A 25,348-nucleotide genomic window follows, 5' to 3' on the forward strand; every position below is an offset into this window, starting at 1 on the left:
AATGTCATGATACCCATTCAGGAACTTCACAGGGACGCTCCATCCAATGAGCAGGAACGAATGAATGCTTGAGCAGGCGCTGGTGCAGTTACTGCTGTTGCTTGGTGCAACGGTATTGGTCGTGCTGGTCTTTCAGCGCTTCAGGATCCCACCTAGCCTGGGATATCTGCTCGTCGGCGTAATGCTGGGCGCCCATACGGCCGGCCCGGTAATCGACAACGACTACATCGACGTCATCGCCGAGTTCGGCATCGTGTTTCTGCTCTTCACCATCGGCCTCAGCTTTTCCCTGCCGCAGATCTATGCGCTGCGCCATACCATTCTTGGATTGGGTACGGCACAGGTGGCGTTGACTACTCTGGTGGTGGCAATGATCGCATGGTGGCTGGGGTTGCCCGGGCCGGCGGCGTTCGTCGTCGGAGCGGTGTTCGCCCAGTCATCTACCTCCATCATCTCCAAGCAGCTGCTGGAGCAGGGTGAAAGCCAGGCGCGACATGGGCGGCTCGGCACTACCATGTCCGTCTTCCAAGACATTACTGCCGTTCCTTTCGTGGTAATCATCCCGGTGTTGGGTGTGGCTGCCATGCATGAGGTGGCAGGGGCGCTAGGGATGGCTCTGGCCAAGGCCTTCCTCGCGTTCGTGATCGTGCTGTTGTCGGGAAGATATCTGCTGCGTCCTCTGTTTCACCTGGTAGCCGAACGGCGCTCAGCGGAGCTGTTCACCCTCACGGTATTGTTCGTCTCTCTGGTATCCGCCTGGACCACCAAGACGCTCGGGCTGTCCATGGCGTTCGGCGCCTTTCTTGCCGGCATGGTGCTCGGTGACACGGAGTTCCGCCATCAGGTCGAGTCCACCATTCGTCCGTTCCGCGACGTATTGCTTGGGCTCTTCTTCGTCAGCATCGGTATGCTGGTCGAGCCCGCTCTGTTACCCGATATCTGGCTCGAAGCGCTGCTGGGAGCGCTGGGGCTGCTGGGCATAAAGGTGGTGCTGGTCACGCTGATAGTACGTTTCTCGGGGGTCGATCCCCAGACGGCGTTTCGTACCGGGCTGGTGCTGGCCGTCGGCGGTGAGTTCGGCTTCGCGCTGCTGGCCATTGGCCTGGATGGCAACATCATCGCCAGCCGGCCGGCACAGATCGTGCTGAACTCGGTACTGTTCTCGATGATCCTGGCGCCACTGCTGATTCGCTTCAATCAACCTTTGGCGCTGTGGGCATTCGGCCGCTCAAGAGGCCGAGCGAAACCGGCTGGCGACGTACCGACGCCGTCCGAGCCCACCGAGAGCCAGGGGCATGTGGTGATTTGCGGCTTTGGCCGTACCGGCCAGACGGTGAGCCGTTTTCTCGAAAGCGAAGGCTTCGACTACCTGGCGCTGGATATGGATCCGGCCATCGTGAGGGAGGCGCGGCTGGCGGGGCAGCAGGTGTTCTATGGCGACTCATCGGACCTTACCGTGCTGGAAAACGTCGGTGTGGAGCGTGCGGCGCTACTGGTCATCAGCCATGACGACAGGCCGGCGGCGCTGACGACGCTGCGCAATGCCAAGCGCCTGAATCCCGAGCTGGCGGCAGTGGTTCGTACGCGGGACCAACAGCATGTGGAGGAGCTGCGCAAGGCAGGTGCCACCGAGGTCATACCCGAGACACTGGAGGCGAGCATGCTGCTGACTTCCCATGCGCTGCAGTCGCTGGGCGTGCCCCTGTACCGGGTGGCACTGCGGCTGCAGGAGCAGCGCAGCAGCCACTACAGAATGCTCAGGGAGCTGTTTCGCGGTACGCTGGACAGCATCAAACCGGAGGCATCGGAGCAGGAGCGATTGCACTCGGTGCTGATGTCCGAGGGCTCACCGGCAATTGGCCAGAGCCTCTCGGAGCTTGATACCGAGCGGGACGATGTCTCCGTCACGGCACTTGTACGTGATGATAAGCGTGAGCGCTATCCGGGCGGTGCCACCGAAGTCCAGATCAACGACGTGCTGGTACTGTTGGGCTCGCAGGACAATCTCGAGCGGGTGGAACGGCGCCTCACCGGCTCCGGTCAGCCACCCGAGTAGCGCTCAGTCGAGCGGGTGCTCCTTGCTCAGGGCCTTGATATGTTCCGTCAGCCCCAGCGCCTTGGACACCTCGATTTCCAGCGCAATGCCCGTGTCGAGACTCTCGTCGAGCTTGCCCGCCGTGCTCACGGCGTTCAGTACATCCTCTGAACGGCGGGCTTCCACCAGAATGAGAATCACGCTGCGAGACGCCATGAATTCCAGGCCGAAGAAGGTCAACTGCGGCTTGAGCCCCTGGCCTTGGGCGTTGTTGATGATGGTAGCCCCGGTGGCGCCTGCTTCCCGTGCGGCAGTCAGAACGGTATCGGTCCGGTCCTGATCGACGAAAACCATCAATAACTTGAAATCCATTCGAACTTCCTCGAAGCGAGCCTCACATTGAGATACTGCCATTCTGGCAGAGCTCCGCAGCATTGTCCTGATATGGGTCAAGTGCCAGGGTTCAGGTGGCCGCTATCGGCCTGCAGATCGGCGGCGGGCACCCGGTTCGCGCCCCAGCTGCGGTGCACGTAGCCGGTGACCCGGTTGAGCTCCTCCTGGGTGACGTTGGCCAGCTCGCCGCGCTCCAGCGGATCGTAGTGGAAGATGTAGAGCCGCGAGGCGAACTGCTCAAAGGGCAGGGAGGCCTCGCCGAAGCGCTCGCCGTTACCCGCCGTACTGACTCTTACGCCATCGCCCCAGTCCTGGCCGCTGTCGTTGTTGGGATTGAAGAAGTAGACCCGCATCACCTCCGTGGGATCGAGGGAGACGCGCAGGATGGTGATGGCGTGCCAGCCGATGAAGCGTGCCGCGCTGTCGGTCACGGCGATGCCGGCGGGCTGCGGGTGGATGAGCGGTTGGTTGCCGTTGTAGTAGGGGTGATAGCTGGCATAGAAGTGGCGCAGGAAGACGTCCAGCTCGTGCAGCTGGCCGCTGGCCACGTCCACGTTGATACGAAAGCCGCGCCCGGACCACCAGCCGTGGAATTCGGGGTTGACCCAGCGGTGCGGGTCGCCCTCGCGGCCGATGCAGCGCCGGCCCATCTCGGCATAGATGCGGTCCAGGTGCGGTACCACGATCAGCGACACCGGGTCGAGGTCCATCGGCAGGCTCTGGGCCACGCCGCCGCTGCTCTCCATCGAGGAGATCGGCTGGCCTTCGAAGTGCATCACGATCTCGTCGTCGCGCGCGGCCCAGGCCACCATCTGCAGCAGATAGTCGGGGTCGTTGTAGGCCCACATCGAGAGCGCCCTGGCCGACTGACAGGTCGGATTGTTGCCCTGGCCCACGCCCAGCGGTAGGCCCAGCATACACAGCACCCCCTCGAGCAGGCGGGCACGCGGCGACACCGCATCACCGTATGCCAGGTTGAGGCGCGCCTGGGACCACTCGGAGAGCGGCAGCCCCAACTGGCGCCACATGGCGGGCGCCACGGGGGGCTGATAGAGAATGCCGCGTTCCAGCATCAACGCCAGGCCGTACACCGCCTGGGGTGTGGCCGGGTGCACGGCGCTGCGGATCAGCGCGTGGGCCAGTTCGCGATAGCACAGCAGGCAGTCGCGGCCGGTGGAGGAGAGCCCCAGGGCCTCGGTGATGAGATGGTCGCCGTGGTCGAGCAGGTGGCGCAGCAGCACCGGGTGGTAGGGGGACACCAGCCCGGTGTCGTGCATGGCGCGGGCGAAGCCGGTGGCCTCTCCCTGCAAGGCGGCGTTGTCCATGCTGGCCAGGCGCTGACGATAGACCTCGAGGCCGGGGTCTTCGCGGCAGGCGCGGGTAGGGCCATACAGTGAACTCACCAGGCGGTCGGCGCCCTGGCCGCTGGTTCCCAGGTCGATGGCGGGGTCGGCCTGGCAGATGGCGATCTGGGTGATCATCTGCTTGACCGCCTCCACTTGGATCGGGCGCTGTTGCAGGATCCGCCAGATCTCCTCGATCAGCTGATCGATGATGTGCTCGTAGCCGATACGCTCGGCAAGGTGATGGAACAGGTATCGCGGAATCCGCGCCAGGCGCCCCTGGGTTTCCCGCTCTGCCTCGCTGGGGGCGCTGAACAGCAGCCAGAGGTTGAGCGCCATCACCTGGGTCAGGTAGTGGTGAGCCTGCTCGGCGGATACCAGCGGGTGCAGGTAGTCGCCCATGGCCACCGCCAGCAGCCGCAGCTCGCTCAAGGCCTCGATCACCACCGTGTTGGCATCGGGGCTCTTGAGCGAATAGGTGGTCAGAGAAGGGAGCAGATACTGCGGCGAGTCCCAGTCGGAGCCGAGAAACACGCCGGCCTCTTCCAATGCCCTGGCGCGTACCTCCAGGGCGGCGGCGCCACCGGGGTGGAGCAGCACGCGGCGTGCCGTATCCAGCACGCGTGGAAGTTTGCCCGGCTTGGCGAAGTCGCGGGCCTCACCGAGCATGGCGGTCGCCTCGTCGAGGTTGGCCAGCAATCTGGGCAGCTTCTCCTCGTCCGCTGGCGGGGTGCCCTCGTGCATGTGCCGGTTCGTGGTCACGCCGACTCCTTGTGATCGAGCTGTCGTGCCATGACGCCTTGATCAAACGTAGAAATCAAGCTCTTCCTGGTGCTTGAGCAGCTCCCGCAGGCGATTCGGATCATCGCCCTTGAAGTAGATCAGGCCCCAGTGGGTACCGAAGGCGGTGCGCTTGGTCACGGTTTCTTCCATGGGCGGCGTGAGTTCGTGGGACTCGAAGTAGGGGTCGTCTTCCACCTCTTCGGGGATCTCCAGGCGACTGACCACGCGACGCCGTGGATAAACGCCGAAGCAGCCGGCATAGCACTTGGCGTCCTCGACTTCGCGGGGGAAGAAGGCCGCGACCTCCTCGGCGGTGCTCTTGGGGTCGAACACCAGCATGCTGGCCTGGTAGGCATTGAAGCCGTAGACCCGTTCGAGCAGCTCGAACACCTTGAAGCCCGGGGGACGATAGGCCACCTCGCCGAAGTACATCTCGCCGTCGCTGGTGACGAAGTACTCGGGGTGGATCAGGCCGAAATCGATATCGAAGGCCTTGATCAGCTTCTCGATCTGAGCGGTGATCTGGGGTCGGTAGCGTTCCAGCTCCGGCGAGGCGGGCACGAAGACCGAATAGCCCAGGGTGACGTATTCCGAGATGTTGAGAAAGGCAATCTTGCCGTCATGGATCCACGCCTCCACGGCGAACTCCCAGCCGTCCAGATGCGATTCCATCAGCACCGGAAACTCTTCGTCGGGAATGGTATCGACCTCATCAGGGGTGCGGATCACCCGGTGCCCCAGGCAGCCGGCCTTGTCGAAGGCCTTGAGGTGGATGGGGTCGTTGGGGTCGCCGTCCAGCTTGAGCAGGGTCTGGTTGACGCGCTTGAGAAAGCGGATGACGTCGCCCTTGTCGTGGGCTTCCTCGAAGATACCCACGCGAATGCCGCCAAGCTGGGCGCGGCGTTTCATCAGCGCCTTGTCGCGCAGCAGCAGCGACTGGCCGTAGAGCCGTGGGTTGTCGAGCAGCACCGAGTTGATGGCGCCGGCCCATTCGACGGTTTCCTCGAACAGCGGGATCGCCACGTCGACCCCCATCTCCTTCAGGGTCTCGGCAATTTCCAGCGAGCGGTCGTTGAGTCGTTCGAAGTTCCATGGCACATGAGGGATGCCGTGCTTCTGGCAGTACTCTTCGGCCCATTCCGGCGCCACCACGATGTAGCGACGGTCGAAGTTCTCGGCCGCCTCGACGGCATTCAGACTCCAGCCGAGCAGTGCGATGTAGCCCTTGTCGGGATTCTTGTCCATGGAGCGTCTCCTCAGGTGTGTGTACATCTCCTCATCGTTCCCTTGCTTCTTTCACCCTAGCCGATTTAGCTCCCCACTCACAGCCCGGACCGCAGCCCATGCCGGCCTCGAGCGACGGTCCTTGCTCGCCTCCGGTGCCGCTGGTATAGTGCACGCGCACTCGGCAAGCCATTGATGCAGGCCGGGTTCGATGCCCTCAATGGCATCGTGTCGTGGTGGCCCCGTCGGTCCTCCCGCAACGCTAAACCGCAAACCCCGCCAGGCCCGGAAGGGAGCAACGGTAGTGGTGGTCGCGTGTGCCGGGATGTGGCTGTCGGGGCCGCCTCCATTTCGGCCCCTGGGTACCGGGTGCAGCCTCGTGTCTCTCAGCTCAGCACGCTTCGATGTTAGACCTTGGTCTATTTAGACTTTGGTGTTAATATGCAGTGCAGCAAAACGCTTGCGAGAGGATGTGCACCATGCAGATCGACGCCACGCCCAACGCCGGTATACAGCGCAGCCTGCGCCAGTGCCTGTCGAACGCTGCCTTTCTGCTCTACCAGCAGGGTCACGTGCTGGAGACCATCACCATCCCCTTTCGCGGACTCGATAGCCGCGCGCTGCGCCAGATGCGCGAAGCCTCTCAGGAGTGGCCTGCCTGTCAGCGGGTGCTGGAGAGCAGCGAAGCTGCCGTCTACAACGAACACGGCCGCTTCGTGCTGAGCGCCATGGGCCGCGAGCTGCTGTTCGACATGTTCGGCCAGGGTGCGGCGGACTGCGCCTGAGCCCGACAGCAACGAGCAATGCAACGAACGAACGAACGAGCGGGGAGGCCAATGGCCTCCCCGCTGCGTTTTGCCCCCTAGTTAGGATTCGTCTCCCATGCTCCTGGCCATATCCGACCAGCGATGGATGAACAGCGCGTAGGTGGTCAGCACGTGGCGAATCGAGTCGATCTCGACGCACTCGTCGACACCGTGGATGCGCTGGGCCACCGGCCCGTAGCAGGTGCCATTGATCGCGCCGCTGACGTGGAAGGCGCGCAGGTCGGTTGTGCAGGTGGAGAGATAGGTGGCCGGCGGCTCGCCGAGCAGATCCTGATGACAGCGCGAAAGCAGCACGATGCCCGGCGCCTCGAGGTCGACCAGGTGACCTTCGGAGCGGAAGCCGTGAAACTCCACCCGGGGGGCGGGGCCGGCATCGGCAAGTTCGGCGTGGCGCGTCGCCACGCAGTGGCGCACACGCTCCATCACCTCATCGGGCGTCATGCCCGGCGGAAAGCCCACGCGGCCTTCGAGACTGGCATGGGCGGGCACGCTGGAGGCCCAATTGCCGCCCTCGATCTTGCCGATGCTGAGGTTGAAAGGGCTGTCGAGGGCATCGTAGGGCGCCTGGCGCGGCAGGCCGTTGATCTCGGCCTCCAGCGCCTTGAACGCGGGCAGATACTCGACCAGGGTCTCGATGGCGTTGCGTCCGGCACGGGTGTCGAGCACGTGGGCCGGCACTCCGTCGAGGCGCATGCGGAACCACAGTACGCCGACCTGGCCGGCATAGATCCGGGCGCCGAAGGGCTCGGGAATCAGCACGAAGTCGCCGCTGAAGCCTTGGTGCAGGCAGGCCAGAGCGCCGTTGCCGGTGCACTCCTCCTCGATCACCGTCTGCAGGGTCAGGGGGAAGTCGATGGAGATTCCGGCCTGGCGTACCGCCTGCACGGCCATCACCATGGCGGCGATGCCGGCCTTCATGTCACCGGCGCCGCGCCCGTAGAGCCAGCCGTCCTTTTCCCATGGCTCCCAGGGTGGGCGGGTCCACATGTCGGTGGGTTCGGCAGGCACCACGTCGAGGTGGCCGTTGAACACCAGATGCGGTCCCGGAGCCTCGGCGTTGAGCTGGGCCGCCAGGTTGTAGCGTCCGGCGCAGTCCCATTCGGTAGGGACGCGGTGGGCATGCGCGGCGAAACCGGGGGCGTCCAGAGGTACCCGGGTAACCGGCAGTTCGAGGCGTTCGAACCAGCGCTCCATGGTCTCCAGCGCGCCGTGCTCACGGCCCAGCACACTGTAGCTGCGCACCAGATCGCGGGTCAGCGCCAGGGTGTCGTCCAGTAGCGCCTCGCAGCGTTCGACGATGCGCCGTTCGATCTCACTCAGCATCAGAGCCTCCCAGTCGGCGCTTGTCGTTGAAGTACTCCACTATATGGTATCCCGGCCCGGGGCATGGCAAGGTCAAGCGAACCATTCCGAAGAGGTGTCGTCATGCTGACCTTCCATAGCGAGTCGACCAAGCTGCGTCGCGCCAAGACCGAGCTCAACGAGGGGCTGCTCATGACGCCCTTCGAGTGTCCGGAGCGCGTCGACCTGGTGCTCGAGCGGGTTCGGGCAAGCGGGCTCGGCCCGGTGCAGGCCCCGACCCGCTTCGGTCTCGACCCGGTGCTGGCCGTGCACGATCGCGACTACGTCGAGTTCCTGGCCAGCTGCTGGGAGGAGTGGAAGGCGGCCGGCATGGCCGGCGAGGCGATCCCCAACATCTGGCCGTCCCGTTCGATGCCCGGCGTGCGGATACCCGAACACATCGAAGGGCGGCTCGGCCATTACGCCCAGACCGGCGAGACCTCGATCTGCGCCAACACCTTCGAGGCCGCCGAGGTCAGCAAGGACATTGCCCTGTCGGCGCTGAGCCACACGCTCGAGAGCGGCGAGCCGAGCTTCGGTCTGTGCCGTCCGCCGGGCCACCATGCGTCGTCGAATCAGTTCGGCGGCTACTGCTTCTTCAACAACGCGGCCATCGCCGCCGAGCAGGCCCTGAGGCACGGGCATTCGCGGGTGGCGGTGCTGGACATCGACTTTCACCACGGCAACGGCACCCAGGAGATCTTCTACGCCCGCGACGACGTGATCGTCGTATCGCTGCACGGCGACCCGCTGCACTGCTTTCCCTATTACCTGGGCCACGCCGACGAGACCGGCAGCGGCCGGGGCGAAGGCTTCAACGTCAACTATCCCATGCCACCCGGCACCGACTACGCGCGCTGGTCGGCGGCTCTCGACGAGGGGCTGGCGCGCATTCGTCAGGTCGGGGCCGAGCTGCTGGTCGTATCGCTGGGGGTGGACACTTTCGAGCACGACCCGATCAGCAGCTTCAAGCTGAGAAGCGATGACTACCCGGATGTCGGGCGCCGTCTGGCCGCACTGGGCCTGCCCACCGTCTTCCTGCTCGAAGGCGGCTACGCGGTGGAGGAGATCGGCATCAACGTGGTGAATGTTTTGAGCGGCTTCGACGCTGCCCTAGCCAGAGTCGAATAGAGCCGCCTAGAGCCGCCGTTCCAGTAGGCTGCCCAGCTCGGCATCGGTCAGCACCAGGGGGTTGGTCTTCATGCTGCCGCCCCGGGCGCCGGCGACCACGCGCTCGATGTCGTCTCGCTGCATGCCGTAGGCAGCGAGCCTCGGCATGTCGAGCCGCTGGGTCCATTCGCGCAGCGTTTCGACCAGGGCATCGCAGGCGTCGTCGTCGCTCAGCTCGCTTTTGCCGCTGACCAGGCGGCCGGCCTCGGCGTACTTGGCTAGGGCTGCTGCGTGCGGCGCACGTTGGCGCAGCGCCGCGACGTTGACCTCGGTGGCCTCGGCGACCAGGGTGCCGCACACCGTACCATGGGGAATCGGGAAGAAGGCGCCCAGCGGCGAGGCCAGCCCGTGTACCGAGCCCAGGCCCGCCTGGGCCAGGGCGATACCCGACATCAGCGAGGCGTAGGCGAGCTGGCCGTAGCCCTGGTCGGCCTCGGGATGATCCACCGTCCAGGCCGGCCAGAAGCCGCGACGGAACGCCTGCATGCCGGACCAGGCCAGAGCGTCGGTGGCGGGACTGGCATTGAGCGAGACGTAGGATTCGAGCAACTGGGTGAAGGCATCCATGCCGTTGGCGGCGATCTGCGCCTTGGGGCAGCCCGCCAGCAGCTCGGGGTCGACCAGCGCCACGGCGGCGACCAGCCGCTCATCGCGGAACGACTTCTTGAACCCGTCGGCGCCCTGTACGCTGAGCACGGCGTTCTTGGTCGCCTCGCTGCCGGTACCGGCGGTAGTGGGCACGGCGATCAGCGGTACTGCCGGGCCGCGATAGGGCAGGCCACGGCCGACGCCCTCGAGGTGATCCATCACCGAATTGCCGGGGCGCAGCAGGCCGGCCACCGCCTTGGCCGCATCCAGCACGCTGCCGCCGCCGATGGCGACCACGACGTCGATGGCGTGCCCCCGATGTTCGGCGACGATGGCGTCCACCCGCTGCGGCGAGGGCTCCCCCTCGACGGTGACGTGATGCCAGCTGGCGCCCTGTGCCTCGAGTGCTGCGACCAGCGCCTGCCAGCGTGGCGTGGCGACGAAGGAGCGCCTGCCCGTGACCACCAGCACGCTTGTGCCGTAGTCGGCGATCAGTCCTGGCAGCAATTGGATGCTGCCGGAGCCGAAGCGGATATCCGGCAGGCGGGCGATACGAAAGGCGTCGATACGTTCGGGAAAGGAAGCTGTCATGGCCGGCCCGCTATTCTAGTTGTTGGGGTGAAGCACACTATAAGCAGCGGCGAAACGCTGAACAAATCGCCGAGCGAGATGAAGCACAAGGCGCACGGAGCACAGTACCGAGCGAAGCGACAAACAACCGTAGGCTGGCCCCGAAGGGGTGAGAAACCGAAGGTTTCGAGTCAACCGGAGCATATGGGGTATATGTGAGGATTCCGCGCACCTCGCAACGCAGTGATTCGCTCGCGCAGGTATTTTGTTCAGTGTTTCCCTAGCGCCAGCGCTCGAGGAGCTGGTAATACCACATCCCCGCGGCCAGCAGCGGATTGCCCAGCGCGTCACCGAATGGCACCTTGAGGTGGCGGCAGGCGGCGAAGGTGTCGAACTCCTCCATGTGACCGGCAATCGCCTTGGCCATGATCTCGCCGACGATGTGCGAGGTCGCCACGCCGTGGCCCGAGTAGCCCTGGGCGTAGTAGACGGTGTCGGAGAGCTTGCCGAGCATGGGGATGCGATTGATCACGATGCCGGCCATGCCCTGCCAGGCGTAATCGATGGGCGTGCCCGCGAGCTGCGGAAAGGTGGCTTCCAGACGCGGGCGCAGCTCGGCGGCGATGTCGGGGGAGTCCTTGCCCGAGTAGTTGGCGCCGCCGCCGAACAGCAGCCGGCCGTCGGCGGTGAGACGGTAGTAGTCGAGTACGAAGCGGCAGTCGTACACCGCCAGATCCTGGGGGTTGATCGCTTCGGCCAGCCCACCCAGCGGCGCGGTGGTGACGATGCCCAGCGAGGCCGGAAACAGCCTGCCGCCCAGGCGGCGGCGCTCCAGGCGGTGATAGGCATTGCCGGCCAGCAGCACGCGGTCGGCGCGCAGCGTGCCGTGCGCCGTGATCACGGCCGGCGAGGGGCCATGGTTGATGCGCTCCACCGGGGAGCGCTCGAAGATCAGCGCCCCCAGGCTTGCGGCCACTCGCGCCTCGCCCAGGCATAGGTTGAGCGGGTGCAGGTGCAGGTTGTAGCGATTGAGCAGACCGCCATGATAGAGCTCGGTGCGGATGACGTCGCGTACCTGATGCGCATCGAGCAGCTCGACGTGCTCGCCCATGCCGCGGGCCTGACAGGCCTCGAAGTCGGCGCGTAGCGCCGTCATGTGCGAGGGCTTCCAGGCTGCCTGCAGATGACCGTGCTTCAGGTCGCAGGCAATGCCGTACTGCTCGACCCGTTGGCGAATGATGCGCTGGCCGCGCCAGCGCAGGTTCCAGACGAAGTCGTCGGCGGCCTCGCCCAGGGTGCGGCGCATTTGCTTGCGCATGGCAGCCTCGCCGGAGAGGCTGCCGGTCACCTGGCCGCCGTTGCGTCCGCTGGCGCCCCAGCCGATCTTGTTGGCCTCGACGATGGCTACCCGATAGCCGCGCTCGGCCAGTTCCACCGCCGTGGCCACGCCGGTGAAGCCGCCGCCGACGATGGCTACGTCGACCGTCACTTCGCCTTCCAGCCGAGGATAGTCCGACTCCTGGTGGATCGAGGCGGTGTAGTAGGAGGCGCAGCGCGGTTCGCTCATGATGACTCCATCGAAATGTCGAAAATACTCAACGCATGCTAACACAGCCAGCCTGGCGGACGAGCCCCCTGGGCGGTGCTTCGGCTGGCGTGCCGCGGGTCATTGCCGGGTGTGCTTTGCGCCCCAGGCATCAGCCGGTAGAATGGGAGTTTTCGCGTTCGGCTCGTTACCGGACACCTTCGTCGGGGCGCAGCAGGCCCTGCTCCGATCGGCTGCCCGCCAGCCCTGTTGCAAGGAATCCGTACTGCAATGAGCTACCAGGTTCTGGCCCGCAAATGGCGCCCGCGTACGTTCCATGAACTGGTCGGCCAGGAGCACGTCCAGCGTGCACTGGTCAATGCCCTGGATCAGGGGCGTTTGCATCATGCCTACCTGTTCACCGGGACACGCGGTGTCGGCAAGACAACGCTGGCAAGAATACTTGCCAAATGTCTCAACTGTACGGCCAAAGGGTATGGCGACGAAGGCATTACCTCCACCCCGTGCGGTCAGTGCGACAGCTGCCGTGCCATCGACGAAGGCCGCTTCGTCGATCTGATCGAAGTGGACGCCGCTTCGCGCACCAAGGTGGAGGATACCCGCGAGCTGCTCGACAACGTGCAGTACGCCCCCACGCAGGGCCGCTACAAGGTGTATCTCATCGACGAGGTGCACATGCTCTCCACCAGCAGTTTCAATGCGCTGCTCAAGACGCTGGAAGAGCCGCCGCCCCACGTCAAGTTCCTGCTTGCCACCACCGATCCGCAGAAGCTGCCGGCCACGGTACTGTCGCGCTGTCTGCAGTTCACCCTCAAGAACATGCCGCCGGAGCGTATCGTCACCCATCTGGCCAAGGTGCTCGAGGCCGAGGGCATCGGCTTCGAGGAGAGCGCGCTGTGGCTGCTGGGACGGGCCGCCGACGGCTCCATGCGCGATGCCATGAGCCTGACCGATCAGGCCATTGCCTTCGGTCAGGGCCAGGTGCGCCATGCCGACGTGGCCGCCATGCTGGGAACGCTCGACCACCGCCACGTGCTGGCGCTGGTCGAGGCGCTGGCGGATGTCGATGCGCCGCGGCTGCTGGTCGAGATCGCCCAGTTGGCGGAGCAGGGGCCGGATTTCGCCGCCGTGCTCGACGACCTGAGTGCGGTGCTGCACCGCCTGGCGGTAGCTCAGATGGTGCCCGCCGCCGTGGACAACGGCCACGGCGACCGCGACACGGTGCTGGCTCTGGCCGCGCGCTTCACCGCCGAGGACGTGCAGCTCTACTACCAGATCGGCATTCAGGGGCGCGGCGACATGGCTCACGCCCCCGATCTGCGCACGGCGCTGGAGATGACGCTGCTGCGCATGCTGGCATTCCGCCCCCAGGGCGTGCCGCAGCCGGCCAAGACCCCACTGCCGCTGCGCGGTGCCGAAAGCGGCGGCTCGTCCGCCGCGCCGGCGAGTGGCGCCGACGAGCCTGCCTCACCGGAGGGCGAGTCGGCTGGCGCGACACCGCGCCATCCCGAACCGGAGTCGGCATCCGAGCCGGCCCCGGCGATGAGGGCACCGTCGCCTGCTGCCGAGGCCGTGCGCCCGCCGGAGCCGCCCCCGCCTTGGGAGGAAGCGGCGCCGGAGCCGTCGCTTGATTCCGCCGCCCAGGCGACGGCCGAACCCGAGTTCACCGCGGAAGCGACCGTCGCGCCAAGGCCTGAACATGAGCCTGAGCCAGAACCGTTGCCCGAGTCCCGGTTTTCGCCGGAACCTGTGCCTGGGCCTGAACCGGAGCCTGTTCCGGAACCGGAGCTTGCTCACGCGCCCGCGCCTGAACCTGCCTTTGAGCCGCGCGCTGCCACCGTCTTGCCGCAGGAGTACGTGGGCAGGACAGCAGCACAGACAGAAGCGGCACAGACAGAAGAGAGCGACCTGGCCGTGCTCGACGAGCCCGAGCCGGCCGTCGGCGCCGCGTCCGCCGATGCCCCCGAGCTGCGCCCTGCGGTAGAGCGGGCGGCAGACGGCGAACTGCTCAGCCATGATCGCTGGTTGCTAGGCTTCGACGCCCTGGGGCTCGGCGGGTTGACCCGCAACCTGGCGGCCCACTGTGTGGTCGAAGCCGATGACGGCAGGCGCTTGACGCTGCGCCTCGATCCGTCTCAGGAGGCCATGAACGCAGAGATCCACGAACGTCGCGTGCAGGAGGCGCTGGCCGGCATCGGCATCGTACGCCAGCTCGCGATCGTGCCGGGGCCCTTGCCGACCGACATCGAGACGCCGCGCCAGCGTGCCGACCGGATTGCCGCCGAGCGTCACGCTGAGGCGGTGGCCGCCCTGCATCGCGACCCTCACGTCAGACAGCTGCAGGAAACCTTCGGTGCGCGCCTGATCGAGTCGAGCGTCAAGCCGGCCGAAGCGGCATCCAGGGCCTGAAAAGACAAGTTCACTTTGCCAAGCGAGAGGAACGACCATGATGAAAGGTGGAATGGGCAACCTGATGAAGCAGGCCCAGGAGATGCAGCAGAAAATGCAGCGTGTCCAGGAAGAGATCGCCAAGGCCGAGGTGACCGGTGAAGCCGGCGCCGGCATGGTCAAGGTGACCATGAACGGTCGACACGACGTGAGCAAGGTCGATATCGATCCCAGCGTCATGGAAGAGGACAAGGAGCTGCTCGAGGACCTGTTGGCCGCGGCGGTCAACGACGCGGTGCGCAAGGTCGAGGCCAGCTCGCGGGCCAAGATGGAAGAGGCCACGGCGGGGCTCAACCTGCCGCCTGGCTTCAAGATGCCTTTCTGACTCGACTGAAACCGGCTGAGCTCGGCCATGCGGCGTCACTCATCCTCTAGAGGTATCGAATGAGCTTCTCCCCCCTCGTCGAGAGACTGATGGAGTCGCTGCGTGTGCTGCCGGGCGTAGGCCCCAAGACCGCGCAGCGCATGGCGATGCATCTGCTCGAACGTGACCGCGATGGCGGGCGTCGTCTGGCCGGCGTGCTCGAGCAGGCCATCGAGCAGGTCGGCTACTGCCGGCGCTGCCGCACCCTCACCGAGGAGGAGGTCTGCGGCCTGTGTACCAGCAGCCGGCGCGACGACGCCCTGCTGTGCGTGGTAGAGTCGCCTGCCGACCAGCTCGCCATCGAGGAGGCGGGCGGCTACCGTGGCCGCTATTTCGTGCTCCACGGTCACCTTTCGCCGCTGGATGGCATCGGCCCAGAGGACCTGGGTCTCGACCAGCTCGAAGCGCGTATCGCCGAGGGCGGTATCGGCGAGGTGATCCTGGCCACCAATCCCACCGTGGAGGGCGAGGCTACGGCGCACTACATCGCTGCTCAGCTGTCACCCCATGGGGTGACGCTGTCGCGCCTGGCCTATGGTGTACCCATGGGTGGGGAACTCGAGTACGTCGATGGCGGTACTCTCAGTCGTGCCTTCAACGGCCGCCTGCCGTTTCGCGGCGATTGAAGTCGCTGCCTTTTCCTGTTGCCGGATGACCGCATGACCCTGACCCCCGAGATACGCTGGATCGACACCCCCGAGGCGCTGGATGCCGCCTGCGCCGAGGTGGCCGGCGCCGAGGTGATCGCGCTGGATACCGAATTCTTTCGCGAGAAGACCTTTCACCCGATTCCCGCGCTGATCCAGTTTTCCGCCGGTGGGCCGGCCTGGCTGGTCGATCCTGTCGTGGTGGACTGCACCGCTGCCTTTCGCCGCCTGTTGGGCGAGGGGCCGCTGAAGCTGCTGCATGCCAGCAGCGAGGATCTGGAGGTGTTGGCCCACTGGGCTGACGTGTCGGTGGCGCCGCTGGTGGATACCCAGGTGGCTCAGGCACTGCTGGGGGAAGACCCCGCCATGGGCTATCAGCGCATGGTGCATCACTGGACCGGGGAGACGCTGCCCAAGGACGAGACCCGCTCCGACTGGTTGCAGCGTCCACTGAGCGAATCCCAGCGGCTCTATGCGGCGCTCGACGTGGTCTACCTGCTCAAGGTCTGGGAGCGTCAGCGCGAAGCGCTGGAACGACAGCAGCGCCGTGAATGGCTCGAGGCCGACTGCCGTGAGCTGATGGCACAGGCACTGCGCAGCGACGAGACGGATGGGCAGTGGTATCGGCGGCATCGCCAGCTCTGGCGCCTCACGCCACGTCAGGTCGAGGCCTATCGGCTGATGACCACCTGGCGCGAAGGCGAGGCCCGGCGACGCAACTTGCCGCGGGGCTGGCTGGTCAATGATCGGGTGCTGTATGCCATTGCCGAGCGCATGCCGGAGAATCGTCATCAGCTCGCCGAGGTCGAAGAGATCAAGCCGAGCCTGATCAAGCGCGACGGCGACACTCTGCTGGCGATGGTGAAGCAGGCGCGCCAGTGCGAGGCGGACACTCTGCCAGCATCGCAGCCCTCGCCGCTGGGGGCGGACTACAAGCGGCGAATGAAGGCGCTCAAGCGGGTGGTGAACGAACATGCCGAGCGGTTGGGGTTGGCACCGGAGGTACTGATGCGCCGCCGCGAGCTGGAAGCGCTGATCGCCGCCGATCTGGCTGGGGAGCCGCTGCCTTTGCCTGAGGGCTGGCGTGGCGACTGCCTCGCGGCACCCCTGGAGCAAGCGTTGGATGAGGTGAAGGCCGAATGAAAGACGACCGCCTGCAAGGCGACAAGCTGCTGTGCGAGATCTTCAAGAGCCCGCGCAAGGATGAAATGTACCTCTACGTCGACAAGCGTCAGGGGCTGGCCGAGGTGCCTGCGGTACTGCTCGAGCGCTTCGGCAAGCCGATATCGGTCATGACCATGATCCTGACGCCGGAAAAGCCGCTGGCCCGCGCCAAGACGGAAGACGTGATGGCGGCGATCCGCGACAAGGGGTTCTATCTGCAGATGCCCCCGGCCAAGGAGGAGTATCTGCTGGACCTGTACCGTACCCCCACCGAGTCGCGCTACTGACATGCGCGAATTGTTCTGGGAGCGCTTCGACCTCGAGGAGCTCACCGCCGAGGAGTGGGAAGCGCTGTGCGACGGCTGTGGCCAGTGCTGTCTTATCAAGTTTCAGGACGAGGACAGCGGCGACCTCGCCGTGCTTGGCGTGGCCTGCGAGCTGCTCGACATCCACAGCTGTCGCTGTAGCGACTATCCCAACCGTCAGGCCCGGGTACCCGACTGTGCCCGACTCACGCCGCAGCGCGTCGACGAGTTCCGCTGGCTGCCGAAGTCCTGCGCCTACCGTCGTATCGCCGAAGGCCGCCGGCTGGCGGGGTGGCATCCGCTGATTTCCGGCGACCCCGAGCGCGTTCATCGCAAGGGCATCAGCGTACGCAGCTTTGCCATCTCCCAGCGTGATGTGGCCGAGGACGAACTGGAAGACCACATCATCGCCATACTGCCGATTGACGGCTGATCCCCTCAAGGTCTGAAGGCCTTTGGTATCGCTTGAGCATGCGCTTCAGGCATGACCTTTCATCACCGTACCAGCCGCTTGGTATGCAATTTCAGCCTGGCTGCTGATGGCCATTTCTTTCAATCCCCATGATGCTGAGTGTTGCCGCTTGTAACTTTGTGTTGCAGTCAAGGGGGCATTGCAGATGCCACGAGAGGCTGAGCAAGCCGATGGGAGGGGATCATGAAACGGAGATGGATAACGACGGCAGGGGTGACGTTTGGCGTCATGCTGACAACGAGTGCCATGGCCCAGTCGCAGCCCTGGACCGAGCCGCTCAGCGACGAGGAGATGACGGCACGCTGGAATGCTCTGTTCAACGATGGTGCCGTGCTGAGTGACGAGGAACTCGACGAATTGCTGGAATGGCTGCCACCAACCGGCGCCGGCCTGGGAGCGACAGGCCTGGATGGGTCCAGAGGAGGGGGCGACGGTGGCCTGGTGCGTACCGGGCGCTCCTCGCCGCCCAGCGGTGGCGGTAGCGGCGGTGGTGGTAGTGGCGGTGGCGGTGGATCAGGTGGCGGTAACGGCAACGGTGGCGGCAACGGAAACGGTGGTGGTAACGGAGACGGTGGCGGCAACGGCGGCGGCAACGGTGACGGTGGTGGTAACGGAGACGGTGGCGGCAACGGCGGTTCCGGTGGGGGCGATGGAGGCGGCTCCGGCGGGGGAGGTAGCGGCGGCTCTGGTGGGGGCGGTTCCGGGGGTGGCTCCGGCGGGGGTGACGGTGGCGGCTCCGGTGGGGGTGACGGTGGCGGCTCCGGCGGGGGTGACGGCGGTGGCTCCGGTGGGGGCTCCGGCGGCTGATCTCCAGTGACAACTCGACCCGGTTCCAACCGGGTCGGATTCTCCTGCCGCCGGGCTGCTCACGCCTCTCTGTCGGCCAGCCCCAGCGCCCAGAGAATGAAGGCGTCCTGGCGGGCATTGTCGTGCCAGGCCTTGAAGCGACCCGAAGCGCCGCCGTGTCCGGCGGCCATGTCGGTACGCAGCAGCACCGGGCCGCGCGCGGTGCCCATTTCCCGCAGCCGGGCATAGAGCTTGGCGGGCTCCCAGTAAGGCACCCGGGTGTCGTGCCAACTGCCCTGAAGGAACAGGGTGGGGTAGGGCTGAGGCGTCAGGTTGTCGAGCGGCGAATAGGCGCGAATGCGCTTGCGCGCATCCGGCTCGTCGGGGTTGCCCCATTCGGTGTATTCGGCTGTGGTCAGCGGCAGGTCGGGGTTCTCCATCGTGCGCAGTACGTCGACGAAGGGAACATCCAGCACGGCAGCACAGAAGGCCTCCGGTGCCAGATTGAGGCTGGCGCCCACCAGCAGGCCGCCGGCGCTGGCGCCATAGGCGGCAATGCGTTCGGCGTCGCTGAAGCCTTTTTCCACCAGCGCGTGGCGCGCCGCCAGAAAGTCGCGAAAACTGTTTTCCTTGTGTTCGAGCTTGCCGGCCAGGTACCAGGGTTCGCCTCGGTCGCCGCCGCCGCGCACATGCGCCACGGCAAAGGCAACGCCGCGCGCCAGCAGCTCGAGCCTGGCCACCGAGAACCAAGGGTCTAGCACTTCGCCATAGGCGCCATAGCCGTACAGCAGGGTGGGCAGTGGGCGTCCGGCGAGGTCGGCGCGCATTACCACCGAGACCGGAATTCGTTCGCCATCGTGGGCGCGTGCCCAGATGCGCTCGGAGCACAGGTCCTCTGGCTGCAGGTCGCCGTGAATCGGCTGTGTCTTGAGTATCTGGCGCTGGCCACTGTCGAGATCGTGCTCGAGCCAGCGCACCGGCATGACGAAGGACTCTTCTCGCAGGCGCAGGCGGCGACTGTCGAAGTGCGGCATGTCGCCGAGCATCAGACTGCAGGGTGATTCCGGCAGCGGCAAGCGCTCGTCTCGGCGTACGGCATGGCTGCCATCGAGTTCGACGATGCGAACCCTGACCTGGGCCTCGTGATGGTCGCGCTCGGTAATGGCCAGGCCCCAGTCGAAGGCTTCGACATCCTCCAGGGTGGTGTCGTCGCGGTGTTCGAGCAGGGGGCGCCATGGCGCCTGCGGGTCATGTTCGTCCGCGACCTCGAGGCAGAAGTGAGGGGCGTTGCGGTTGTGCAACACGTAGAAATACCCGGGGCGGTGCTCCAGTCCGTACTCCACGCCCTTCTCTCGGGGGCGGAAGCAGCGTGGTGCCTGGTCGGGTGCCCGGGCCGGCAGCAGGTAGCACTCGCTGGTGTCCTTGGAGGCGCTCTCCAGCACCAGCCATTGCCGTGAGCGCGTCTTGCCGAGCCCCAGCCAGAATTCCGGATCGTTTTCACGCAGGATCAGCGCCGGCTCCCCGGCCTGGCTCTGATTCAGTGGCAGACGCCAGATGCTGTCCGGTCGCTGGGTGGCATCGTAGCGAGTGAAGAGCAGCGTGGCGTTGTCCTCGGCCCAGGTCAGTTCAGGGCCGATTTCCTCCAGCAGCAGTAGTGGCTCGCCGTCGGGCAGGGCCTTGAGATAGAGCGTGAAGCGCTCATCGCCGCTGGTATCCTCGGTCCAGGCCAGCCAGCGCTCGTCCGGCGACAAGGCCATGTCGCCCAATTCCAGATAGTGCTCCGCCTCGGCGCGCCGTTGCAGGTCCAGAAAGGGCGTGGCATCGCTCACGTTGCCGTTCAGATGACGCCACCAGACCGGATAGTCGGCATCGCTCGCCGTCTCGCTCCAGTAGGTGAAGTGGTCCAGCGCGGTGGGCAGTCCCTTGACGCCCAGCTCGCGGCGAGAAAGATGGCTGTGATAAAGACGTTCGACGAGGTCGTCGAGCGGCTTCATCCATGATTTCGATTCGTCATTCGCCGCTTCCAGAAAGGCGCTGACCTGGGGGTCGTCTCGGTCTTCCAGCCAATGCCATCCGGGGTCGTCGGCGCGGCGAAAGCGTTCGACCGGCGACGGCGATGAAAAATCGGCGGTGGGGATAGAGGAGCTTTGTGGCGGCTGTGCTTTCATTGGGGCGGGTGTACCATACTCAAAATGACTTTCCATCCTGTACGCTCCATCATGCGGCGGGGCGTAATGCAACGAAGAGGTATCGATGCTGACATCCGATTCGATGTCCCTACTATGGCTGACCTATCTGGGTTTGTCGCTAGTCGTGCTGCTGGCGGGTTATCTGGGGCTGGCATTTCTACCGCGTATGCTGCGCCTGCCCATCACCTGGGCGGTGGCCGGCATTCTGTGGATGCCGACGCGTTTTCGGCTGCCCTTGGTAGAAGGTGAGACCTATACCGGCATGGCGCCGGCGGTGGTGGTGGCAGCCGTGGCGTTTCTCGAGCGCAACGCGTCGACACTGATGTCGACGGCTTTGCTGTTGGCTGCGGGCGCACTGCTGGGCCTGGCCATCGGCGTGTTGCAGGTATGGATGTTTCGTGCCGAGCCTGTGGTTGAAGGCGGTGCGCAGAAGAAAAAGCAACAGGACGAAGAGAGCAGGAAGCGGGATCATAACAGAAGGCGCGCTGGCCAGGGCGGTAGACAACCGCATGCGTCAACCAAGCGCCGGGAGCCGAAGATCGGCTAGGGAGCCCCGATGGGGAGGGAGCGCAACACGATACGGCGCTGGCTGGCAGGGTTGGCCGGTTGCCTGGTAATGGCGGGTCATCTCTCCGCTGCAGAGGTAGCGGAGCGGCCCGAGGTCAGGGTCATCTTCGACGTTTCGGGGAGCATGCGCCACAACGACCCCGATCAGTTGGCCGGCAAGGCGCTGGAACTTCTTGTCGCCATGGTGCCCAATGGTGCCACGGCAGGGATCTGGACCTTCGGCGAGCGGGTGGCGAGCCCGCTACCGCCGGCGCCGGTCAACCCCGAGTGGCGCGACCGCGCCAGAGCCCTGGCGCCGAGGCTGGTCGACTACGAGCAATACACCGACATCGAGTCGGCGGTCTACCATGCGGCCATGGCCGAGCCGAACGGCGTTCCGATCCACCTGGTACTGCTCACCGACGGCATGATCGATCTGCCACCCTGGCGCGGTAGCAAGCCGGCCATCGACGCGTCCTCGCGTGAGGCGCTGCTCGATGAGCTCGGCCCACGTCTGGCCGATGAAGGCGTGGTGATACACGCCATCGCCTTCTCGGACGAGGCCGACCTCGATCTGGTCGAACGCCTGGCTCAGATGACCGGTGGGCTTTCGGCGTCGGTCGCCGCTCCCGACGCGCTGATGGGCGCCTTCGTCGATATCGTCGACCGCATCTATCCTAGCGACCGCGTGCCGCTCACCGACCGGGGATTCCTCGTCGAGCCGGGACTGCGCGGCTTCACTGCACTGCTGTTTCGCGGCGAAGAGCCGGCGACGCTGGTCGCCCCCGATGGCCGGCGCTACACCGCCGAAGACCCCCCGGAAGGCGCCGAGTGGCGCAGCGAGCCTCACTACGAGCTCATTCAGGTGCCCGATCCTCAGGCGGGCCAATGGCGCCTCGAGGGCGGGGCGGGGCCGAACAGCCGCATCACCGTCGAGTCGCCGCTCAACCTGCAGATGAGCGGCGTTTCTAGCACCCTGTATCTCGGTTTCGGCGTGCCGGTCGAGGCTTGGTTCGTGCGCGAGGGTGAGGAGGTGGAGGCCGACGCGTTGCCGGCCCATCTCCGTTTGACGGCAGAGCTGCGTGACGAATCGGGCTCGGCCCAGTCGGCGGTGGTGCTCGAGCAGCAGGAAGCGCGTTTCGTCGGCAGGCTGCCGGCGCCGGCGCTGGCGGGCAAGGCCCAACTGGCGGTGCGCGCCGAAGGCCAGGGCTTTCGCCGCCAGCGTGTTCAGCCGGTCAATGTCCTGCCGGCCGTGGCGGCCCGCCATGACGAGGCCAGCCGGCGGGTCCTGTTGAATGCCGAGCATCCCTTGCTGGATCGTCACAATACCCGGCTTTACGGTCAGCTCCAGGGCGCACACCTTGCCGCCGAGCCGACTTCCGAGCGGCGCTGGAGCATTGCGCTACCGGAGCTGGATACGGCGCTCAGCGTGCCGCTGGTGCTGCGCGGTGAGGCCACCCTGGACGGCGAGACCCACGAGCTGCAGCTGCCGCGCCTGGTGCTGTTCCCGTCGGTGGCGACGGCAATCGATCAGGTGGATGCCGGCCCGGCCCTGGATGTGGTGCGCTTCCACGAAGAGCTGACCCCGGTGCGCGAGCCGCGTGCCACCTCGGAGTCGCCGCTGCCACAGCCGCTGGAACAAGCCGTGCGCAGCATTCAGCAACTGCCGCGGGTGGCCCAGGAGCGCTGGCGAGAGTGGCAGCCCGTGTTGACCCGGCCGCTCGAGGAGGCCATGGGGGACCGGCGCGGGGCCGGGGCGTTGTTGGCCGGCGGGCTACTGCTATTGCTGGTACTGTTGGTCGCCTGGCGAATGGCGATACGGCATCGTCATGCCGGGTCACGGGAGGAGCCGCATGTGTGAGCTGCTGGGCATGAGCGCCAACGTGCCCACCGACATCTGCTTCAGTTTCACCGGCTTCCTGCATCGCGGCGGCGGCACCGGGCCCCATCGTGACGGCTGGGGTATCGCCTTCTACGAGGCGGGCGGCTATCGCGATTTCCGCGATCCTCACCCGTCGATCCGCTCGCCCATTGCCCGGTTGATCACCGACTATCCGATCAAGTCCCATATCGCCATCAGCCACATCCGGCAGGCCAATGTCGGCCAGGTTCGCCTGGCCAACACTCACCCCTTTACCCGGGAAATGTGGGGCAGAACCTGGTGCTACGCACACAATGGTCAGCTTGAAGAGTGGCAGGAATTGCCCCTGAGCTTCTACCGGCCGGTGGGCGATACCGACAGCGAACATGCCTTCTGTTGGCTGCTGGCCAGCTTGCGCGAGCGCTTCGCCGAGGCACCGCGACTGGCAACGAGCGATACGCTGCTGAGCGAAGAACACCAGGCGCTCTGGCAACGCCTCCATGGCCTGTGCGAAACGCTGCGCGGCAAAGGAGTCTTCAATCTGCTGCTGGCCGACGGCGAGTTTCTCTACACCTATTGCTCGACCAAGCTGGCCCACATCACGCGGCGGGCTCCGTTCGGCAGCGCCGAGCTCTCGGATGCCGAGCTGACGGTCAACTTTGCCGAGCATACGACCCCCGACGACATCGTCTCGGTGATTGCGACGGAGCCGCTGACCAGTAACGAGGCATGGGTTCGCATGGTGCCGGGTGAGCTACTGGTGTGGCGGCATGGGCGGATCGTGGCCCGCTTCGTGGCCGAGGCACCGACTGAACGAGACTGAGCCCTTTGCCCGCGCCGGCTTGCCTTTCTGGCCGATTTTGCCCAGCTTGGTAGACAAAGGAGCACCCTGAAACCGCGTATTCTTGTGTGAACGATCGTTTGAATCGTGCGTTTTACAGACGAGCGATGCCTGGTATATCGTACGGGCTTTGTCACAACAAGAACCGTCGGGGTCGAGGGTGAGTGACCGTGTCGACGAAGCTGTGGAGATAGCGCCTATGAATGAACAAGCCAACGCCGGTATTCTCAATGGACCTGAGCTGGAAGGCATGGATCGGTACCGGTCGCTGATGGACGTCTTCCATGAGGCAGTGAAACGTTTTGCCGACAATCCGGCATTCACCTGCATGGGTCAGACACTCACCTTTGCCGAACTCGACCGTCTCTCTGCCGATTTCGCCGCCTGGCTGCAGCACGAGACCGGGCTGCAGCCAGGCGATCGCATTGCGATTCAACTGCCCAACGTACTGCAGTTCCCTATCGCGGTGTTTGGCGCCTTGCGCGCCGGCCTGGTGGTGGTCAATACCAACCCGCTCTACACCGAGCGCGAGATGGCGCATCAGTTCAAGGACTCCGGTGCCCGGGCGATCCTGATTCTGGCCAACATGGCCAGCAAGCTCGAGAAGGTGCTCGATCGTACCGACATCGAGCACGTGCTGGTCACCGAGCTTGGCGACATGCACGGTTTCCCCAAGCGTTTTCTCATCAACGCCGTGGTCAAGTACGTCAAGAAGATGGTGCCCTCCTACTCGCTGCCGATGGCGATACCGTTCCGCAAGGCGCTGAAGGACGGTGCTTCGCGTCAGCATCGCGAAGTCGAGCGGGGGCTCGACGACATCGCCGCGTTGCAGTACACCGGCGGCACCACCGGCCTGCCCAAGGGCACCATGCTCACCCACTGCAACCTGGTGGCCAACATGCTGCAGGCTGACGCCGCCATTGGCCCGGGCCTGGATGAGGGCAAGGAGGTGGTGATCGCGCCGCTGCCGGTCTATCACATCTATACCTTCACCGTGAACTGCCTGTTCCTGATGAAGACCGGCAACCACTCGATCCTGATTCCCAACCCCCGGGACCTGGACAACTTCGTCAAGGAACTGCAGAAGATCAAGTTCACCGCCTTCATCGGTTTGAACACGCTGTTCAATGCGCTGTGCAACCGTGAGGATTTCCGCAAGCTCGACTTCTCGCAACTGCACCTGACCATCTCCGGCGGCATGGCGCTGACCAAGGCCTCGGCGGAACGCTGGAAGGAGGTCACGGGATGCGACATCGCCGAGGGCTACGGGCTCACCGAAACCGCGCCGGTGGTCAGCTTCAACCCCATCGACGCCATTCAGCTCGGCACCATCGGCAAGCCGGTGGCGGGCACCGCGGTCAAAGTGGTGGATAGCGACGGCAATACTCTGCCGCTGGGCGAGCCGGGCGAGCTGTGCGTGAAGGGTCCACAGGTGATGAAGGGCTACTGGAACCTGGATGAAGAGACCGCCAAGGTACTGAGTGACGATGGCTGGTTCTCCACTGGCGACATCGCCGTGCTGCAGGAGGACGGCTACATCAAGATCGTCGACCGCAAGAAGGACATGATCCTGGTGTCGGGCTTCAACGTCTATCCCAACGAGATCGAGGACGTGGTGGCCGGTCATCCGGGCGTGGTCGAGTCGGCGGCTGTCGGGGTGAAGGACGAGGACAGCGGCGAGGCGGTGAAGCTGTTCGTGGTCAAGCGCGACGAGAGCCTGGACGAGAAGACGCTGCGCGAGTGGTGCAAGAAGGAGCTGGCCGGCTACAAGGTGCCCAAGTTCGTCGAGTTCCGTGACGAGTTGCCCAAGACCAACGTCGGCAAGGTGCTGCGCCGTCAGTTGCGCGACGAGGAAGGCGACAGCAAGGAGTAGCACGGCCGCGATTGGCCGAACTCCGCTTCCCG

Annotated in this window: 21 protein-coding genes and 1 other RNA gene; 15 read left to right on the forward strand and 7 right to left on the reverse strand. The window is 65.4% G+C overall.

Going from position 1 to position 25,348, the window contains the following annotated elements; translation table 11 throughout:
* The first annotated feature begins 64 nt into the window (after positions 1 to 64).
* A complete protein-coding gene (locus C4S71_RS11565) occupies positions 65 to 2,056 on the forward strand; it encodes a monovalent cation:proton antiporter family protein (RefSeq protein WP_103969213.1) in 1,992 nt (663 codons plus the stop codon).
* Between the two features lie 3 nt (positions 2,057 to 2,059).
* On the opposite strand, the gene C4S71_RS11570 is transcribed toward C4S71_RS11565, so the two are convergent.
* The 3 genes from C4S71_RS11570 to C4S71_RS11580 form a co-directional block, all read right to left on the reverse strand.
* The gene (locus C4S71_RS11570) at positions 2,060 to 2,407 is read right to left on the reverse strand and encodes a P-II family nitrogen regulator (RefSeq protein WP_086508445.1); all 348 of its coding nucleotides are present in this window, start codon (positions 2,405 to 2,407) and stop codon (positions 2,060 to 2,062) included.
* 77 nt (positions 2,408 to 2,484) lie between these two features.
* On the reverse strand, positions 2,485 to 4,515 hold the full coding sequence (locus C4S71_RS11575; protein WP_103969214.1) for a transporter permease: 2,031 nt from the start codon (positions 4,513 to 4,515) through the stop codon (positions 2,485 to 2,487).
* A gap of 60 nt (positions 4,516 to 4,575) precedes the next feature.
* A complete protein-coding gene (locus C4S71_RS11580; RefSeq protein ID WP_086508443.1) occupies positions 4,576 to 5,799 on the reverse strand; it encodes an ATP-grasp domain-containing protein in 1,224 nt (407 codons plus the stop codon).
* Positions 5,800 to 6,021: 222 nt separating this feature from the next.
* On the opposite strand from C4S71_RS11580, the gene ffs reads away from it, so the two are divergent.
* An RNA gene (gene ffs, locus C4S71_RS11585) (signal recognition particle sRNA small type) lies at positions 6,022 to 6,118 on the forward strand.
* A 139-nt stretch (positions 6,119 to 6,257) separates the two neighbouring features.
* The gene (locus tag C4S71_RS11590) at positions 6,258 to 6,563 is read left to right on the forward strand and encodes a hypothetical protein (protein ID WP_086508442.1); all 306 of its coding nucleotides are present in this window, start codon (positions 6,258 to 6,260) and stop codon (positions 6,561 to 6,563) included.
* Positions 6,564 to 6,644: 81 nt separating this feature from the next.
* Here C4S71_RS11590 and C4S71_RS11595 read toward each other — a convergent pair whose 3' ends face one another.
* The gene (locus C4S71_RS11595; RefSeq protein WP_103969215.1) at positions 6,645 to 7,928 is read right to left on the reverse strand and encodes an ArgE/DapE family deacylase; all 1,284 of its coding nucleotides are present in this window, start codon (positions 7,926 to 7,928) and stop codon (positions 6,645 to 6,647) included.
* Positions 7,929 to 8,030: 102 nt separating this feature from the next.
* Between C4S71_RS11595 and C4S71_RS11600 the strand changes: the two genes are divergently transcribed.
* On the forward strand, positions 8,031 to 9,077 hold the full coding sequence (locus C4S71_RS11600) for a histone deacetylase family protein (protein ID WP_103969216.1): 1,047 nt from the start codon (positions 8,031 to 8,033) through the stop codon (positions 9,075 to 9,077).
* A 6-nt stretch (positions 9,078 to 9,083) separates the two neighbouring features.
* On the opposite strand, the gene C4S71_RS11605 is transcribed toward C4S71_RS11600, so the two are convergent.
* Positions 9,084 to 10,295: an iron-containing alcohol dehydrogenase gene (locus tag C4S71_RS11605; protein ID WP_103969217.1), complete on the reverse strand. Its 1,212-nt coding sequence runs from the start codon at positions 10,293 to 10,295 to the stop codon at positions 9,084 to 9,086.
* Between the two features lie 259 nt (positions 10,296 to 10,554).
* Positions 10,555 to 11,841 (reverse strand): NAD(P)/FAD-dependent oxidoreductase, encoded by a 1,287-nt coding sequence (locus tag C4S71_RS11610; RefSeq protein ID WP_103969218.1) that lies wholly within the window; start codon positions 11,839 to 11,841, stop codon positions 10,555 to 10,557.
* 249 nt (positions 11,842 to 12,090) lie between these two features.
* On the opposite strand from C4S71_RS11610, the gene dnaX reads away from it, so the two are divergent.
* The 7 genes from dnaX to C4S71_RS11645 all read left to right on the forward strand — a co-directional run bounded on the left by dnaX (position 12,091) and on the right by C4S71_RS11645 (position 18,037).
* Positions 12,091 to 14,229 (forward strand): DNA polymerase III subunit gamma/tau, encoded by a 2,139-nt coding sequence (dnaX, locus tag C4S71_RS11615; RefSeq protein ID WP_103969219.1) that lies wholly within the window; start codon positions 12,091 to 12,093, stop codon positions 14,227 to 14,229.
* Positions 14,230 to 14,266: 37 nt separating this feature from the next.
* The gene (locus C4S71_RS11620; RefSeq protein WP_010627889.1) at positions 14,267 to 14,593 is read left to right on the forward strand and encodes a YbaB/EbfC family nucleoid-associated protein; all 327 of its coding nucleotides are present in this window, start codon (positions 14,267 to 14,269) and stop codon (positions 14,591 to 14,593) included.
* A gap of 59 nt (positions 14,594 to 14,652) precedes the next feature.
* Complete coding sequence (gene recR, locus C4S71_RS11625) at positions 14,653 to 15,258, forward strand: recombination mediator RecR (RefSeq protein ID WP_086508428.1); 606 nt, start codon at positions 14,653 to 14,655, stop codon at positions 15,256 to 15,258.
* Between the two features lie 33 nt (positions 15,259 to 15,291).
* Positions 15,292 to 16,422 (forward strand): ribonuclease D, encoded by a 1,131-nt coding sequence (rnd, locus tag C4S71_RS11630; protein WP_086508427.1) that lies wholly within the window; start codon positions 15,292 to 15,294, stop codon positions 16,420 to 16,422.
* On the forward strand, positions 16,419 to 16,730 hold the full coding sequence (locus tag C4S71_RS11635; RefSeq protein WP_086508426.1) for a YcgL domain-containing protein: 312 nt from the start codon (positions 16,419 to 16,421) through the stop codon (positions 16,728 to 16,730). The genes rnd and C4S71_RS11635 overlap by 4 nt, the downstream gene beginning before the upstream one ends.
* Position 16,731: 1 nt before the next feature.
* Positions 16,732 to 17,181 carry a YcgN family cysteine cluster protein gene (locus tag C4S71_RS11640; RefSeq protein ID WP_103969220.1) on the forward strand — a complete coding sequence of 150 codons (450 nt, stop codon included), beginning with the start codon at positions 16,732 to 16,734 and terminating at the stop codon, positions 17,179 to 17,181.
* A gap of 448 nt (positions 17,182 to 17,629) precedes the next feature.
* Positions 17,630 to 18,037 (forward strand): hypothetical protein, encoded by a 408-nt coding sequence (locus C4S71_RS11645; protein WP_160113380.1) that lies wholly within the window; start codon positions 17,630 to 17,632, stop codon positions 18,035 to 18,037.
* A gap of 49 nt (positions 18,038 to 18,086) precedes the next feature.
* Here the strand turns inward: C4S71_RS11645 and C4S71_RS11650 are convergent, their stop codons facing one another.
* Entirely contained in the window at positions 18,087 to 20,174 is a 2,088-nt protein-coding gene (locus C4S71_RS11650) for a S9 family peptidase (RefSeq protein WP_103969221.1), read from the reverse strand.
* Positions 20,175 to 20,259: 85 nt separating this feature from the next.
* On the opposite strand from C4S71_RS11650, the gene C4S71_RS11655 reads away from it, so the two are divergent.
* From C4S71_RS11655 to C4S71_RS11670, 4 genes are all read left to right on the forward strand, one after another.
* On the forward strand, positions 20,260 to 20,742 hold the full coding sequence (locus tag C4S71_RS11655) for a hypothetical protein (RefSeq protein WP_086508423.1): 483 nt from the start codon (positions 20,260 to 20,262) through the stop codon (positions 20,740 to 20,742).
* A gap of 9 nt (positions 20,743 to 20,751) precedes the next feature.
* The gene (locus C4S71_RS11660; RefSeq protein WP_103969222.1) at positions 20,752 to 22,602 is read left to right on the forward strand and encodes a vWA domain-containing protein; all 1,851 of its coding nucleotides are present in this window, start codon (positions 20,752 to 20,754) and stop codon (positions 22,600 to 22,602) included.
* Positions 22,595 to 23,425: a class II glutamine amidotransferase gene (locus C4S71_RS11665; RefSeq protein WP_086508421.1), complete on the forward strand. Its 831-nt coding sequence runs from the start codon at positions 22,595 to 22,597 to the stop codon at positions 23,423 to 23,425. Before C4S71_RS11660 ends, C4S71_RS11665 begins: the two co-directional genes overlap by 8 nt.
* Positions 23,426 to 23,642: 217 nt before the next feature.
* Complete coding sequence (locus C4S71_RS11670) at positions 23,643 to 25,316, forward strand: AMP-binding protein (RefSeq protein WP_086508420.1); 1,674 nt, start codon at positions 23,643 to 23,645, stop codon at positions 25,314 to 25,316.
* Positions 25,317 to 25,348 lie beyond the last annotated feature (32 nt).

The organism is Billgrantia desiderata (assembly GCF_900108215.1).
Classification (GTDB): domain Bacteria; phylum Pseudomonadota; class Gammaproteobacteria; order Pseudomonadales; family Halomonadaceae; genus Halomonas; species Halomonas desiderata.

What these genes read in the sequence shown, in the direction of transcription:
- C4S71_RS11565 (WP_103969213.1), top strand. Translation starts at nt 65, where the DNA reads ATGCTTGAGCAGGCGCTGGTGCAGTTACTGCTGTTGCTTGGTGCAACG.
- C4S71_RS11570 (WP_086508445.1), bottom strand. Translation starts at nt 2,407, where the DNA reads ATGGATTTCAAGTTATTGATGGTTTTCGTCGATCAGGACCGGACCGAT.
- C4S71_RS11575 (WP_103969214.1), bottom strand. Translation starts at nt 4,515, where the DNA reads ATGCACGAGGGCACCCCGCCAGCGGACGAGGAGAAGCTGCCCAGATTG.
- C4S71_RS11580 (WP_086508443.1), bottom strand. Translation starts at nt 5,799, where the DNA reads ATGGACAAGAATCCCGACAAGGGCTACATCGCACTGCTCGGCTGGAGT.
- C4S71_RS11590 (WP_086508442.1), top strand. Translation starts at nt 6,258, where the DNA reads ATGCAGATCGACGCCACGCCCAACGCCGGTATACAGCGCAGCCTGCGC.
- C4S71_RS11595 (WP_103969215.1), bottom strand. Translation starts at nt 7,928, where the DNA reads ATGCTGAGTGAGATCGAACGGCGCATCGTCGAACGCTGCGAGGCGCTA.
- C4S71_RS11600 (WP_103969216.1), top strand. Translation starts at nt 8,031, where the DNA reads ATGCTGACCTTCCATAGCGAGTCGACCAAGCTGCGTCGCGCCAAGACC.
- C4S71_RS11605 (WP_103969217.1), bottom strand. Translation starts at nt 10,295, where the DNA reads ATGACAGCTTCCTTTCCCGAACGTATCGACGCCTTTCGTATCGCCCGC.
- C4S71_RS11610 (WP_103969218.1), bottom strand. Translation starts at nt 11,841, where the DNA reads ATGAGCGAACCGCGCTGCGCCTCCTACTACACCGCCTCGATCCACCAG.
- dnaX (WP_103969219.1), top strand. Translation starts at nt 12,091, where the DNA reads ATGAGCTACCAGGTTCTGGCCCGCAAATGGCGCCCGCGTACGTTCCAT.
- C4S71_RS11620 (WP_010627889.1), top strand. Translation starts at nt 14,267, where the DNA reads ATGATGAAAGGTGGAATGGGCAACCTGATGAAGCAGGCCCAGGAGATG.
- recR (WP_086508428.1), top strand. Translation starts at nt 14,653, where the DNA reads ATGAGCTTCTCCCCCCTCGTCGAGAGACTGATGGAGTCGCTGCGTGTG.
- rnd (WP_086508427.1), top strand. Translation starts at nt 15,292, where the DNA reads ATGACCCTGACCCCCGAGATACGCTGGATCGACACCCCCGAGGCGCTG.
- C4S71_RS11635 (WP_086508426.1), top strand. Translation starts at nt 16,419, where the DNA reads ATGAAAGACGACCGCCTGCAAGGCGACAAGCTGCTGTGCGAGATCTTC.
- C4S71_RS11640 (WP_103969220.1), top strand. Translation starts at nt 16,732, where the DNA reads ATGCGCGAATTGTTCTGGGAGCGCTTCGACCTCGAGGAGCTCACCGCC.
- C4S71_RS11645 (WP_160113380.1), top strand. Translation starts at nt 17,630, where the DNA reads ATGGGTCCAGAGGAGGGGGCGACGGTGGCCTGGTGCGTACCGGGCGCT.
- C4S71_RS11650 (WP_103969221.1), bottom strand. Translation starts at nt 20,174, where the DNA reads ATGAAAGCACAGCCGCCACAAAGCTCCTCTATCCCCACCGCCGATTTT.
- C4S71_RS11655 (WP_086508423.1), top strand. Translation starts at nt 20,260, where the DNA reads ATGCTGACATCCGATTCGATGTCCCTACTATGGCTGACCTATCTGGGT.
- C4S71_RS11660 (WP_103969222.1), top strand. Translation starts at nt 20,752, where the DNA reads ATGGGGAGGGAGCGCAACACGATACGGCGCTGGCTGGCAGGGTTGGCC.
- C4S71_RS11665 (WP_086508421.1), top strand. Translation starts at nt 22,595, where the DNA reads ATGTGTGAGCTGCTGGGCATGAGCGCCAACGTGCCCACCGACATCTGC.
- C4S71_RS11670 (WP_086508420.1), top strand. Translation starts at nt 23,643, where the DNA reads ATGAATGAACAAGCCAACGCCGGTATTCTCAATGGACCTGAGCTGGAA.